13 protein-coding genes, 1 tRNA gene and 1 pseudogene are annotated in these 12,687 nt (G+C 68.9%); 7 read left to right on the top strand and 8 right to left on the bottom strand.

The window, feature by feature from the left end:
• Positions 1 to 11: 11 nt before the first annotated feature.
• Positions 12 to 1,055: a Gfo/Idh/MocA family protein gene (locus tag QC180_RS02070; RefSeq protein WP_278260820.1), complete on the top strand. Its 1,044-nt coding sequence runs from the start codon at positions 12 to 14 to the stop codon at positions 1,053 to 1,055.
• 7 nt (positions 1,056 to 1,062) lie between these two features.
• On the opposite strand, the gene QC180_RS02065 is transcribed toward QC180_RS02070, so the two are convergent.
• From QC180_RS02065 to QC180_RS02050, 4 genes are all read right to left on the bottom strand, one after another.
• Positions 1,063 to 1,407, bottom strand: coding sequence for an ArsR/SmtB family transcription factor (locus QC180_RS02065; protein WP_278260819.1), 345 nt, complete (start codon positions 1,405 to 1,407; stop codon positions 1,063 to 1,065).
• Between the two features lie 17 nt (positions 1,408 to 1,424).
• Positions 1,425 to 1,796 (bottom strand): hypothetical protein, encoded by a 372-nt coding sequence (locus QC180_RS02060; RefSeq protein WP_278260818.1) that lies wholly within the window; start codon positions 1,794 to 1,796, stop codon positions 1,425 to 1,427.
• Between the two features lie 193 nt (positions 1,797 to 1,989).
• A complete protein-coding gene (locus QC180_RS02055; RefSeq protein WP_278260817.1) occupies positions 1,990 to 3,525 on the bottom strand; it encodes a Rieske 2Fe-2S domain-containing protein in 1,536 nt (511 codons plus the stop codon).
• Positions 3,526 to 3,640: 115 nt separating this feature from the next.
• Positions 3,641 to 4,531, bottom strand: a complete 891-nt coding sequence (locus QC180_RS02050; RefSeq protein WP_278260816.1) for a hypothetical protein — start codon at positions 4,529 to 4,531, stop codon at positions 3,641 to 3,643.
• 201 nt (positions 4,532 to 4,732) lie between these two features.
• On the opposite strand from QC180_RS02050, the gene QC180_RS02045 reads away from it, so the two are divergent.
• Positions 4,733 to 5,488: a lysophospholipid acyltransferase family protein gene (locus tag QC180_RS02045; protein WP_278260815.1), complete on the top strand. Its 756-nt coding sequence runs from the start codon at positions 4,733 to 4,735 to the stop codon at positions 5,486 to 5,488.
• A 66-nt stretch (positions 5,489 to 5,554) separates the two neighbouring features.
• Here QC180_RS02045 and QC180_RS02040 read toward each other — a convergent pair whose 3' ends face one another.
• Entirely contained in the window at positions 5,555 to 5,701 is a 147-nt protein-coding gene (locus tag QC180_RS02040) for a hypothetical protein (protein ID WP_278260814.1), read from the bottom strand.
• Between QC180_RS02040 and QC180_RS02035 the strand changes: the two genes are divergently transcribed.
• Positions 5,672 to 5,744: transfer RNA gene (locus tag QC180_RS02035), tRNA-Gly, on the top strand. The genes QC180_RS02040 and QC180_RS02035 overlap by 30 nt on opposite strands.
• A 21-nt stretch (positions 5,745 to 5,765) precedes the next feature.
• On the opposite strand, the gene QC180_RS02030 is transcribed toward QC180_RS02035, so the two are convergent.
• Together QC180_RS02030 and QC180_RS02025 are read right to left on the bottom strand one after the other, a co-directional pair.
• Complete coding sequence (locus QC180_RS02030; RefSeq protein ID WP_278260813.1) at positions 5,766 to 7,178, bottom strand: lipase maturation factor family protein; 1,413 nt, start codon at positions 7,176 to 7,178, stop codon at positions 5,766 to 5,768.
• A gap of 65 nt (positions 7,179 to 7,243) precedes the next feature.
• Positions 7,244 to 7,891: a histone deacetylase gene (locus QC180_RS02025; RefSeq protein ID WP_278260812.1), complete on the bottom strand. Its 648-nt coding sequence runs from the start codon at positions 7,889 to 7,891 to the stop codon at positions 7,244 to 7,246.
• A 158-nt stretch (positions 7,892 to 8,049) separates the two neighbouring features.
• Here QC180_RS02025 and QC180_RS02020 point away from each other — a divergent pair, with 158 nt between their 5' ends.
• The 4 genes and pseudogenes from QC180_RS02020 (at position 8,050) to QC180_RS02005 (ending at position 10,319) form a co-directional block, all read left to right on the top strand.
• On the top strand, positions 8,050 to 8,712 hold the full coding sequence (locus QC180_RS02020; RefSeq protein WP_278260811.1) for a hypothetical protein: 663 nt from the start codon (positions 8,050 to 8,052) through the stop codon (positions 8,710 to 8,712).
• Positions 8,713 to 8,802: 90 nt separating this feature from the next.
• The gene (locus QC180_RS02015; RefSeq protein WP_278260810.1) at positions 8,803 to 9,309 is read left to right on the top strand and encodes an MBL fold metallo-hydrolase; all 507 of its coding nucleotides are present in this window, start codon (positions 8,803 to 8,805) and stop codon (positions 9,307 to 9,309) included.
• A gap of 22 nt (positions 9,310 to 9,331) precedes the next feature.
• Positions 9,332 to 9,916: pseudogene (locus QC180_RS30190) on the top strand (alkyl sulfatase dimerization domain-containing protein); the annotation flags it as partial.
• Positions 9,917 to 9,974: 58 nt separating this feature from the next.
• Positions 9,975 to 10,319 carry an alkyl sulfatase C-terminal domain-containing protein gene (locus QC180_RS02005; RefSeq protein WP_278260809.1) on the top strand — a complete coding sequence of 115 codons (345 nt, stop codon included), beginning with the start codon at positions 9,975 to 9,977 and terminating at the stop codon, positions 10,317 to 10,319.
• Between the two features lie 60 nt (positions 10,320 to 10,379).
• Here the strand turns inward: QC180_RS02005 and QC180_RS02000 are convergent, their stop codons facing one another.
• A complete protein-coding gene (locus QC180_RS02000) occupies positions 10,380 to 12,635 on the bottom strand; it encodes a heavy metal translocating P-type ATPase (protein ID WP_278260808.1) in 2,256 nt (751 codons plus the stop codon).
• Between the last annotated feature and the right edge of the window lie 52 nt (positions 12,636 to 12,687).

Genomic DNA, 12,687 nt, shown 5'->3' with positions numbered 1-12,687 from the left:
AAGGGACCGCGATGGACCAGCTCGGGGTAGCGATAGTCGGATACGGCCTGGCCGGTTCGGTCTTCCACGCACCGTTGATCGCGGCCGACCCACGGCTGCGGGTGGCCTCGGTGGTCACCTCGTCGGCGGAACGGGCCGAGCGGGCCCGCGCCGAGCATCCCGGCGTGCGCGTGTGGTCCAGCGCCGAGGAACTGTTCGCCGAGGACTCCGATGTCGACCTCGCGGTGATCGCCACTCCCAACCGCACCCACGCGCCGCTCGCGCTGAAGGCACTGGGCGCGGGCCTGCCGGTGGTGGTGGACAAACCCTTCGCCGTCACCGCCGCCGACGCCCAGGAGGTGGTCGAGGCCGCCGAGAAGGCCGACCTGCCGCTGAGCGTGTTCCAGAATCGCCGCTGGGACAACGATTTCCTGACCGTGCGCGCCCTGCTCGAGGCCGGAGACCTCGGCGAGGTGCGCCGCTTCGAGTCCCGTTTCGAGCGCTGGCGTCCGACGATCAAGGGCGGCTGGCGCGAGGTCGGCTCGGCCTCCGACGGCGCTGGCATCCTGTTCGATCTCGGCGCGCACCTGGTGGACCAGGCGCTCACCCTGTTCGGCCCGGTCGTCGAGGTCTACGCCGAACTCGACCGGCGTCGCCCCGGCGTCGAGGCCGACGACGACGCCTTCCTCGCCCTCACCCACGCCCAGGGCACCCGTTCCCAGCTGTGGATGAGCGCCGTCACCCCGCAACTCGGCCCGCGTCTGCGGGTGTTGGGTTCGACCAACGGCTACACCGTCTCCGGCCTGGACCCGCAGGAGGCCGACCTGCGGGCCGGTCGCCGACCCGACGACGGAAAACCCTGGGGCACAGTCGAACCCGACGCGTGGGGCACCTTGGGCGCGGGTGAGGATCAGCGTAGGGTCCCCACCCGGCCCGGCGACTACCCGGCCTTCTACGCCGGAATGGCCGCGACCCTGTTCGACGGTGCCCCGGTGCCGGTCGATCCGCGCGACGCCGTCGAAACGCTACGCATCCTGGAGTACGCGCGCCACGTCGCCGAGGGCCCCGAGGACTGATCGACGCTCAGCGCGCCGCACTCACCGGGGCCGGACCGAGCGCCTCGACCTGCACCGCGACCACACTGGTCAGGATGACGCGCGCCACCGCGAGCAGCTCGGCGACCTGCGGCGAGGTGAGCGCGTAGGTCACCGTCAACCCCTCCCGGCGGGCCGTGACCAGACCGGCACGGCGCAGCACCGCCAATTGCTGGGAGAGGTTCGCGGCCTCCACGCCCACCTCGGGCAGGATCTCCGAGACGGCGTGCTCGCGCTGACTCAGCAGTTCGAGCACGCGGATACGGACGGGGTGCCCGAGGGTTTTGAAGAAGTCGGCCTTCATCTGATAGAGCGGCCGCTGAGTCCCGGGCATGTCTGGGAGCCTAGCGTCTAGATCTCGAGCTCGGCGTCGATGTCGGCCAGACGCCTGCGCGCGAGAGCGAGATTGCCGCGCGTGCGGTCCAGGGCGAGGTAGAGGAACAGGCCCTTGGCCCGACGCGCCTGGGTGGGCCGGATCAGGTGGTACTGCCCGCCGAGGGTGATGAGCACGTCCTCGACTTCCTGCTCGAGCCCGAGCTGCTCCATCGTGCGCATCTTGGCGCGCAGCACCTCGGTATTGCCCGCCGCCGCGACCTGCAGGTCCAGATTCTTCGATCCGCCGATGGTGCCGAGCGTCATGCCGCTGGTGTAGTCGACCACGCAGGCCCCCAGCGCCCCGTCCAGCAGCATCATTTCCTTGAGTGCAACGTCCATGTCCGCCATGGTTTTTCCTCTCGCATCAGATCCTGTTGACCCTCGGACGTGACGTTAGCGAGCGCGGTGGGTTCCAGTGGCCGAATCGTTACTGAATTTTCCGCAGATCGGCAGTTTGCAAGTTATGCAAACAGCGATAAGGCGGCTGAACACGCGAAAACGGGCGAGACGCAAGCCGTCTCGCCCGTTCGGTGGCGCGCTGTCAGAGTTTGCGCGAGCGCAGCTCGTGGCCCTTGGAGGTCTTGCAGCGGCCCGATTCCAGGTCCCACTGCCAGCCGTGCAGGTTGCAGGTGAGGTTGTTGCCTTCCACCACACCGAATTTCGACAGATCCGCCTTCAGGTGCGGGCAGCGGCGCTGCACCTCCCAGCCGTCGAGCTCGACCACGGCCGAGTCGTCGTGCGCCTCGGAGAACCAGCCGTCGGCGTAGGCGATGCGCTCGTCGGTCAGGCACTTGAAGAAGGTGTAGAGGAACTCGTTGTAGCCACCGATGCGCCACGCCTGGAAGCGGGTGGACAGGAAGATGGTGTTCACCCAGTCCGGCTCGTTGTCGCGCAGCACGGTACGCACCAGCTCCGGCGCGATCCGGAAGCCGTAGCGGTAGCGGCCCTCGCCCTCGAGCGGCTCGCGCACGGTGCGGTGCGGGAAGTCCAGCACGATGGTCTCGGCACCGATCACCAGGCCCACCGGGTAGCCGATGCCGTCGCTGATCAGCGCGCTCTGCTTCATGATCGGCTCGAACAGCTCGCGCAGCGGCTCGAGCAGCGAGCCCTCACCGGTCTCCCAGGACGCCTTCTCCGCGGCCAGCACCGGCGCGAACCGCTGGGCCATCTCGGCGATGTAGGCGGCCTTGTCGCCGTAGACGCGATCGGGGTCGAACGGGTGCTCGAGGTCGAGTTCGGCGCCGCGCACGTCGGCCACCGAACCCGGGATCATCAGAATCCCACCCTCGTTGCCGTGGATCCGCATCTGCTCGAGGAACACCATCTGATCAGGGAAGATGTTGCCCTCGTCGCCGCGGTCGTCGTTGAGGTAGCGCAGCTCCTCGTCCAGGAACACCGGCGGACCGGCCGAGGGCACCACCCAGGTGGCGCCGACCTGCTCGATGTAGGAGCGGGCGCGGTCCATACCGCGCTGACGCTTCTGCTTGCCGAAATTGGCCTTGGTGCGCGCGGGGATGTCGTAGACGGCCGGGTACCAGATGGCGCCGGAGTACTGCAGCAGGTGGATGTCGATGTGACCGAACGCGTCGTGGATGACGTCCATGTCCACCGGGCGCGCGTCGTTCATGTTGAAACAGGTGGTCTCGCCGTCGGAGACGAGGATGCCCGAGTCGCCGATCGGGCCGTCGGCGGGCGCGCGCAGGGCCACGATCATGATGTCGAGCGAGCCCTTGGGCCCGGTGACGGTGTGCTTGACCGAGTCCTGGGTCTCGAAGAACTTCGTGAACCCCAGCGCCTCGAGCTCACGGCGCAGATCCGGCACCGGGTAGTCCGGCAGCAGGATGGTCGCGTCCTTGCTGACGTACTTGCTCAGGTGCGCGGCGTCGAAGTGATCGCGGTGCAGGTGCGACACGTAGAGGTAGTCGACCTCGCCGAGCGACTCCCAGTCGAGCTGCGAGTTGTCCGGGAACGGGAACCACGACGCGAAATACGCGGGATTGACCCATGGATCGCACAGGATCGTCCCGGCCGTGGTTCGGATATGGAAGCCTGCGTGTCCGACGCTGGTGATCTGCACGAGCTGTTTCCTCCTACCAGTATCTGATTCGCCGGATCAGGGGCCCTACGTGGTTACGCAAGCTGCCTCCTTCGGGCCCTGACTGCTCCGGCGGACCAGCCAACCAGGGTAGTGGCTAAATCGTTACGTCACCGATGCAGTAGCCCTCGGCTGTCGGAACGAGGGTGAATGTCCGATTTCTCGTCTCCCCCGTCGCGGTGGTCACGGGAACGTGAACCGCCAGGTAGTCGCCACGAACCTGCTCGGATCGTAGCTCTTCGGCGGCGTAGGAGGTGACATTGCCTACTTTGCCCGAGTCGCCTGTCAAGGGGGGTGCTGTGGGGTTGCCGGTGCCCGTGGGATCCCAGGTCGCGGGATCGTCCTTGCAGGTCAGCGGGTGAGATGCTTCGATGTCGGCCGGATCGAGCGGTTTGCCGGTGGCGCGCGCGAGGTAGCGGCGCACGGTGTGGCGGGCGTCGGCGTCGTCGTAACCGGGCTCGACACCCGCGGCGAACACCCGTCCGCAGGCGTAGCCGGAGTCGACGGCCTCGCGTTCCACGGTCACGGTGGTGGTGCTCGACCGCCAGGTGACGGTGTCGGCGGTGGCGGTGCCCGGGGTGCCCAGGGCGGTCAGCACGCTCTGCGGGTCGACGTACATCTCCGCGACGGTGCGCGGGGGAATCGTCCAGCACTTCGCCTGGAGTTCGGCGACGGTGCCGGTGCGCAGGTCGGCGGCCCAGCGGCGCACGGCGGTGACGGCGTCCGGCTCCCCGGGAACCGCCCCGACCTGCGGCGCGTCGGCGGGCAGGGGTGCGGTGGTGGCGTTCGGTGCCGGTTCGCCGGGGGCGATCGGCGCGGGTGTCGTCTCGATGGCGGTCGTCGTGGTGGTCTCGTCCTGGACCGGGTCGCCGGGAATCCCGGACACCGAATCGCATCCGGCGGCCAACGCCGCGGTGACGGTCAGCCCCGCGACCAGCGCGAAGGCGCGACGCGGGCGGGCCGGGACGGGCAGATGAGCGCGTTGCACTGCGACGTTCCTCATTCCTAGGTCGTGGCACCCGCGTACCGATCGCGGGCGGTGACTGTCGGGGCGAGCGAACTCGCCGGGGGTAGGCCGGTGTGCGCGAACCGAATTCGGCACCCGAGGCATCGCCGCGATCCTACGGGGAGTCCCGGCGGTGGCGGCGACCTGCCGCGAGCGGCGATCGGCGACTACGCTAGCGGACTTGTGGAACCCGTCTACCGGTCGATCATCGGCCTGGCCCGAACCGTCTTCTTCCTCGAAGGTCTGAAGTTCACCGTCAAGGGCGCGGAGAACATCCCCGCGTCCGGCGGTGCCGTGGTGGCGATCAATCACACCGGCTACATGGACTTCACCTACGCGGGACTGCCCGCGCGCACCCCTGGTCGCTACATCAGGTTCATGGCCAAGAAGGAGGTGTTCGACAACAGCGTCTCCGGCCCGATCATGCGCGCGCTCAAGCACATCCCCGTCGACCGCACCGCGGGCGCCGACTCCTACAAGTCGGCGGTGTCGTACCTGCGCGACGGTGAACTCGTCGGCGTGTACCCCGAGGCCACCATCAGCCGCAGCTTCGAGATCAAGGAATTCAAGTCCGGCGCGGCCCGGATGGCGCTGGAAGCCGACGTGCCGATCATCCCGATCGTCATCTGGGGCGCCCAGCGAGTCTGGACCAAGGGCTTCCCCAAGCGCCTCGGCCGCACCAACACCCCCATCTCCATCGCCGTCGGCGCCCCCATCCAGCCCTACGAGCCCGCCGCCGACCTCACCGCCGAACTCCGCACCACCATGCAGGCCATGCTCGCCGACCTGCAGGAGTCCTACGTCCACGAGCCCGGCGCCTACTGGGTCCCCCAGCGCCTCGGCGGCTCCGCCCCCACTCTCGAGGAAGCCACCGCCCTCGACGACGCCGAAGCCGCCGAACGCCACGCCCGCAAGGCTGCCGAGAACCCCGACTCCTGACTGTGCGCCACAGCGTTCTCCGCATCCTTGGCGCGGGCTAGCGGAGTCGGTGTCCGGAGTGGGATCTCACTGCCGCACGAGTTCGGCTGTGCGGGCGGATTTCGTGTTTTCGGGGGGACACGCTAATGTTTCTTCTCGCACGACGAAGCCCCCGGCGATCCCGGACAGGACCTCGACGCGCACGCGGATGTAGCGCAGCTGGTAGCGCATCACCTTGCCAAGGTGAGGGTCGCGAGTTCGAATCTCGTCATCCGCTCAACGAAAAGCCCGGTCGACGTCATGTCGCCGGGCTTTTCTTCTGTCCGGTCGGCGGCAGGAACTGGCCGATCAGGGTGCGGCGCCACCAGATCCGTTGGCCGAACAGCTCGGCGGGGGAGCTGAAGTGGTACTCGTACAGCCGGGCCCGCAGGTAGGTCGGCGGTGTGTCGGGGAACGGGCAGTGGCGTAGCAGGCGCAGGGTGTCGGGGTCGTTGCGCAGCAGGCGCCGGACCAGCGGCATCGCCCAGCCGCGCGCGTACGACGGTGACAGCGCGGCGAACCACATCAGCCAGTCCAGCCGCAGGTGGTAGGGCGCCCACTGGCGAGGACGGCGCTTCGGGTCGCCGGGTTTGCCCTTGAACTCGTATTCGCGCCAGACCGTGTCGGCGGTGAGGTGGGTGTCGTCGGTGCCCTCGAAGACGATCTCGTGCCGCACGCGGGTGATGTCACCGAAGGCGCCATAGGTGTTGACCAGGTGCAACGGCTCGAACGAGGCGTTCATGGCCTGTCGCGGCGAGAGCAGATTCACCACCGGCAGGTAACTGAGCACCAGGACCAGCGCGACATAGCCGAACACCGCGACAACGAACCAGACGGGTGCGGCCGATGCCGCCGGACGCGGCCCGGCGGACACGGCGGTGGCGGCCAACAGCAGGGTCACCCAGTTCAGCCAGGAGAAATTGCCGGACAGCACCAGCCACAGCTGCGTCACGATGACGATCCCCGCCGCCACGCTCGCCACCGGCTGCGGCGCGAACAGCCCGAACGGCACCACCAGCTGAGCCACATGATTGGCCGCGGCCTCCACCCGGTGCAGCGGCCGGGGCAGCTGGTGGAACAACCAGCTCAGCGGGCCGGGCATGGGCTGGGTCTCGTGGTGGTAGTACAGGCAGGTCAGATTCCGCCAGCACGGGTCACCGCGCAGTTTGATCAGCCCGGCGCCGAACTCCACCCGGAACAGCAGCCAGCGCGCGGCCAGCAGCACCAGCAGCGGCGGCCCCACGCTGTCGTTGCCGAGGAAGATCGCCAGGAAACCGGCCTCGAGCAGCAGCGATTCCCAGCCGAACGCGTACCACAGCTGCCCCACGTTCACGATCGACAGATACAGCCCCCACAGCGCGAACCACAGCAGCATCGAGCCCCACAGCGGCACCAGATCGGCGAGCCCCGCCGCGCCAGCGACCGCCAGCGCGGCGCCCGTCCAGGCCACTACGGCGAAAAGACGATCGGAATAGCACAGGTGGAACAGGCTCGGCGACCGTCGCCACGGCGTGCGCGCCAGATAGCGCGGGATCGGCAGCATGCCATGGGTACCGAGCAGCGCGCGGAATTGCAGCGCCGCACCGACGAACGCGACGACGTAGATCACCGCCAGGCCACGCTGGAAAACCAGCCTGCCCAGCCAGTATTCGGGTGCCGTGAACCAGTCCATGCGTGCGCTCCCGGATGGTCCGCCTCCAGCTGTGGGCTACCCGGTGACGGCCGACCGAAACCTCATCACGGCAGGTCGAGGCCGTTTTCGGCGATCGCGCCGCGCAGTTCGGCCGCGGTCCAGTGGGTAGCGATGCCGGGTTGGACGAGCAGGTAGGCCACGGCATGGTCGGTGTCCCAGCCGTGTGATTCGCGCAGCCCGGCCGCGATCATGGCCAGGTAGCGGGCCGACGGCGGTCGCAGGTCGACGGTTTCCGGCAGCCAGGGCGCGGTGAACGTCAGGATCGGCGCGCCGTCGGCGGTGCCCGCGTGCAGCACGGTCTCGTAGCGGCCCGGCCCGAGCCGGACCGACCCCTCGGCCGATACCGGTGCCAGATCGAAATCGGTGTCCGGTGCCCGGTACATCTCCTGGGCGATCAGGTCGGCGAACTGGCCGGTGGTGAGCAGATAGCCGCGTGCGGCCACCCCCGTCGGCCAGCCCTCGGCGGGCCGATCGGTGTAGAAGGCGACACCACCCGTCCACACCGGGCTCTGCCAGGCGAAATACAAGCTGCCGGGCAGGGTGAGCGGCGCGACGGCCGCCGGGGGCGTGGGATCGCGGAACCCCGGATAGTCGTGCGCGGTCGCGGGCGGGGTGCCGCCCAGCCGGTAGTAGTCGAACCGCGCCGCGTGCGTGTTGGAGCCGTACGCGGCGTACCAGACATGTCGGGTCACGGCCTCACCGCTCCTTTAGCGGACGAAACGAATTGGCTCGTCAGCTCGATTCTCCATCGAGCGGTCCGACAGCGGCCGCCGAGGGGGCCGCGTAACGATGAACCCTCTTGTTCGCGATTCCATAGTAGGTCGGGATGTCAACTAGCGGAGATGGTTTCATGCGAGCGAAGATCATGATGGCGGCTGCGGTGGCACTGACTGGGGTGCTGGCCGCCTGCGGCGCCGAGCAGAGTTCGAGCACCGTCGCCCAGCCATCCAGCGCGCCGGGCATCACCCAGCCGTCCGGCGCACCGGGGACCGGTTCGCCCGACGCCTCGGTGCCGGGCAGTCCAGCGCCGACCGTCGTACCCCAGGACAGCGCGGCACCGGCCCCCACGGTGGTGCCGAGCGACGGCTCCACTTCGGTCGACAGTCGCTTCACCCCCGTCGACCCGGGCCGGTATCAGCTCGACGGCAGCTACTACTTCCAGTCCCCCACCGGCAACATCAAGTGCGGCATCCTCGCCGCGGCCCCCAACGGGGTCGGGTGCCAGCTGGCCCAGACGAACCACATCACGCCGAAGCTGCCGAACTGCACCGACGCGCCCAACCGCAAGGTCGCCGCGCACCTGTACGCGGGCAAGTCGGAACTGCTGTGCACCAGCCAGGGCATCTTCGTCGGCATCCCGCAGGACGGCTCCCCGGCGGGCGGCGTGATCCTGAACTACGGCGAATCCCTGACCATCGACGGCTACACCTGCACCTCCTCCTCACAGGGCGTCCGCTGCGTCGCCGGTGCCCACGGCTTCGCCATCTCCGCCGACGACCAGCACACCTTCTGATCCATTTCACCCGCCACGGGTGATCCGGGCGCTCCCCGGCCCGGGCACGCTGACCTCCAGGTCGTGCCGCCATCGAGCCGAGGAGCGTCCATGTGCCAGCACCCCAAGCCGCCGACCGCCGCGACGACGGCGGTCAACCGTGCGGCGGCCGCGCTGTACGACATGGCGAACGTCGAGGACTTCGCCACCGCGACCAGGGGGCTGATCGCCCCGCTGCCCGGCCCCGTGTACGCCGACGACGACACCTCGAAGGTGGTCTTCGACCCCGCCGAGTTCGACTACCTGACCGACGACGCACCCGCCCCCGATTCGGTGAATCCGAGCCTGTGGCGCCAGTCCCAGCTGATCAGCCGTGGTGGCCTGTACGAGGTCACCAAGGGCATCTACCAGGCCAGGAACAACGACATCGCCAACCTGACGGTGATCGAGGGTGACGAGGGGATCATCGTCGTCGATTGCATGGCCGGGGTCGAATCCGCCCGTCAGGGTATGGCACTCGTGCGCGAGCACGTCACCGACAAGCCGGTGGTGGCGGTCGTCCGGGAAGGTGCCGATCATCGCGCCCGGCCTGCGATTCGACAAATACGCGATCGGTGAGAACGTGGTGGCCGGAAACGCGATGGCGCGCCGGAGTTTCTACGCCTTCGGCTCGCTGCTGCCGCCCGGCGAGCGCGGATTCCTCACCTGCGGAATCGGCGTCACCACCACCAAAGGCCCTGCTGTCTCCTATATCTCACCCACCGACTTGATCACCGAGACCGGCACCAAACGCGAAATCGCGGGCCTGGAATTAGAATTCCTCTACGCGCCCGACACCGAAGCCCCCGAGGAAATGCACATCTGGATTCCCCAGCTCAAGGCGCTGACCTGTGCCGAGAACGCCAATCATTCGCTGCACAACATCCAGACGCTGCGCGGCGCGCGCACCCGCGACGCCCGCAATTTCGCCCGCTATCTGGACGAGACCCTGGAACGCTGGGGCGACCAAGCCCTGCGGCTGGCCAACAAGGGCTACACCCCGCTCGAGGCCGCCGAGGTGATCGAGCTACCCGACGAACTGCGCCGCAACTGGGCCAACCGTGGCTACCACGGCACCCTGCACCACGACGTGCGCGCCGTGTACACCAAGGAACTGGGCATGTGGGACGGCGACCCGGTGTCGCTGCACCCGCATCCGCCGGTCGAGGCGGCGCGTCGCTTCGTCGATTTCGCCGGTGCGGACAAGATCCTCGCCGAGGGCGAACGCGCGATCGCGGCTGGCCATGCCGATCGATATCCTCTTCGATTTCGTGTCGGTGCATGTCATCGGGGAGAAGGCCGCCGACGTGGATCTGCGTATCGCGCTGGATTTCACCGACCACGACGAACAGTGGCACTTCTGGGTCCGCCGCGGTGTTCTCAATGCGCGTCGCGGCGAATCCGCTGACGCGCAACTGACCATCGCGGGCCCGAAGGCGTTCCTGACCGCCGTGCTGCTGAAACCGGAGGTGGCCGCGAAACTGGCCGCGGGCGGCAAGATCACGCTCACCGGCGACGAGAAGGCGCTCGACACCCTCGCCGGAATCCTCGACGATTTCGACCCGGCCTTCCCTATCGTCACCCCGTGATACTGCGGAAATGACTGTGGGGGTGGCGAAGTGCCACCCCCACAGTGCTTTTCGGGAACTCTACTGCGCGGCCGACTTGAACCGGCGCAGCCGCAGACTGTTGCTCACCACGAACACCGAGCTGAACGCCATCGCCGCACCGGCCAGCATCGGGTTGAGCAGCCCCGCCATGGCCAGCGGGATCGCCGCCACGTTGTAGGCGAAGGCCCAGAACAGGTTGCCCTTGATGGTGGCCAGCGTGCGCCGCGAGAGGCGGATGGCGTCGGCGGCGGCGCGCAGGTCACCGCGCACCAGGGTCAGGTCGCTGGCCTCGATGGCCACATCGGTGCCGGTGCCCATGGACAGGCCCAGATCGGCCTGGGCCAGGGCGGCCGCGTCGTTGACGCCGTCACCGACCATGGCCACGACCTTGCCCTCGGCCTGCAACCGCTTGACCGTGTCGACCTTGTCCTGCGGCAGCACCTCGGCGATCACCTCGTCGATGCCGACTTCGGCGGCGATGGTGTGCGCCGCGCGGGCGTTGTCGCCGGTGAGCAGGATCGGGGTCAGCCCCAGCTCGCGGAACTGGGCGATGGCCCGCGCCGAGGTCGGCTTCACCGCGTCGGCGACGACGAGCACGCCGCGCGCCCTGCCGTCCCAGCCGATCGCCACGGCGGTGCGGCCCGCCGATTCGGCCTCGGCCATCGCGGCGGCGAGGGTGTCGTCGAGCGGCTGCGACCAGTCGGCCAGCAGCCGTGCCCGGCCGAGGACCACCGCGTGTCCGTCCACCACGCCCTGCACACCGAGGCCCTCGATATTGGCGAACCCCTCGACCGTGGGCAGCGAACCCACCTCGTCCTGGGCGCCCTTGGCGATCGCCTGCGCGATCGGGTGCTCCGACGAGTGTTCCAGTGCCCCGGCCAGTTCCAGCACGCGCTCACGCTGTTCGCCCTCGGCGGGCAGCACGTCGAGCAGGGTCATCTTGCCCGTGGTGACGGTGCCGGTCTTGTCCAGCACGATGGTGTCGACCTCGCGGGTCGATTCCAGCACCTCGGGCCCCTTGATCAGGATGCCCAGCTGCGCGCCGCGCCCGGTGCCGACCATGAGCGCGGTCGGGGTGGCCAGGCCGAGGGCGCACGGGCAGGCGATGATCAGCACCGCGACAGCCGCGGTGAACGCCGCCGCCACCGAACCGCCGGTGCCGAGCCAGAAGCCGAGGGTGGCCACGGCCAGCGCGAGGACGATCGGCACGAAGATCCCGGAGATCCGGTCGGCCAGGCGCTGTGCCTTGGCCTTGCCGGTCTGCGCGTCCTCGACCAGCCGCGCCATCTGGGCGAGCTGGGTGTCGGCACCGATCCTGGTGGCGCGCACCACGAGTCGTCCGCCGACGTTCACCGTGGCCCCGGTGACGGCATCGTCGACGCCGACCTCCACAGGCACCGACTCGCCGGTCAGCATGGACGCGTCGACCGCCGAACTGCCCTCGGTCACCACGCCGTCGGTGGCGATCTTCTCGCCCGGCCGCACCACGAACTCATCGCCGACGGCCAACTGCTCCACCGGAATACGTGTCTCCACGCCCCCGCGCAGCACGGCCACGTCCTTGGCGCCGAGCTCGAGCAGCGCCCGCAGCGCGGCCCCGGCCCGGCGCTTGGCGCGGGCCTCGAAGTAGCGTCCGGCCAGGATGAACGTGGTGACGCCCGCGGCCGCTTCCAGGTAGATGCTGCCGGTGCCGTCCATCCGGGCGATGGTGAATTCGAACGGGTGGGTCATGCCGGGCGTGCCCGCGGTGCCCCAGAACAGCGCGTACAGCGACCAGCCGAACGCCGCGAGCGTGCCCATCGACACCAGCGTGTCCATGGTGGCGGTGCCGTGGCGCAGGTTGGTCCACGCGGCCCGGTGGAACGGCAGCGCGCCCCACACCACCACCGGCGCGGCCAGCGTCAGCGAGAGCCACTGCCAATTGGTGAACTGCAATGCCGGGATCATCGCCATCGCGATCACCGGCACGGTGAGCACCAGCGAGACCAGCAGGCGGGTGCGCAGCGAGGCCGTCGGGTCGGGTTCGGCGGCGGTGTCCTCGGTGGGCTCGACGTGCTCGGGCGCGGGCAGCGCGGCGGTGTATCCGGCCTGCTCGACGGTGGCGATCAGGTCGTCGGGGGAGACCGCGCCGGTGAAGTCGACGCGCGCCTTCTCCGTCGCGTAGTTGACCGTGGCGGTCACTCCGTCGAGCTTGTTGAGCTTCTTCTCGATCCGGTTCGCGCAGGACGCGCAGGTCATGCCACCGATCACCAGTTCTACCTGGCCGGTGCCCGGTGGGTGTGTCACGGCGGTCATGGGGTGCTCCGATCGTTTCCTCATATCGATTCTTGCTGAGAGTTCGCTGGCG

It is taken from the genome of Nocardia anocheti (assembly GCF_029675105.1).
GTDB lineage: Bacteria > Actinomycetota > Actinomycetes > Mycobacteriales > Mycobacteriaceae > Nocardia.
The sequence above is the reverse complement of the archived record's forward strand: the minus strand, read 5'-3'. Positions and strand labels throughout refer to the sequence as shown.

Bases quoted from the DNA above. Each gene is read 5' to 3' on its own strand.
- QC180_RS02070 (WP_278260820.1), top strand. From the start codon at position 12: ATGGACCAGCTCGGGGTAGCGATAGTCGGATACGGCCTGGCCGGTTCG.
- QC180_RS02020 (WP_278260811.1), top strand. From the start codon at position 8,050: ATGCGAGCGAAGATCATGATGGCGGCTGCGGTGGCACTGACTGGGGTG.
- QC180_RS02000 (WP_278260808.1), bottom strand. From the start codon at position 12,635: ATGACCGCCGTGACACACCCACCGGGCACCGGCCAGGTAGAACTGGTG.
- QC180_RS02060 (WP_278260818.1), bottom strand. From the start codon at position 1,796: ATGGCGGACATGGACGTTGCACTCAAGGAAATGATGCTGCTGGACGGG.
- QC180_RS02030 (WP_278260813.1), bottom strand. From the start codon at position 7,178: ATGGACTGGTTCACGGCACCCGAATACTGGCTGGGCAGGCTGGTTTTC.
- QC180_RS02065 (WP_278260819.1), bottom strand. From the start codon at position 1,407: ATGCCCGGGACTCAGCGGCCGCTCTATCAGATGAAGGCCGACTTCTTC.
- QC180_RS02015 (WP_278260810.1), top strand. From the start codon at position 8,803: ATGTGCCAGCACCCCAAGCCGCCGACCGCCGCGACGACGGCGGTCAAC.
- QC180_RS02005 (WP_278260809.1), top strand. From the start codon at position 9,975: ATGCCGATCGATATCCTCTTCGATTTCGTGTCGGTGCATGTCATCGGG.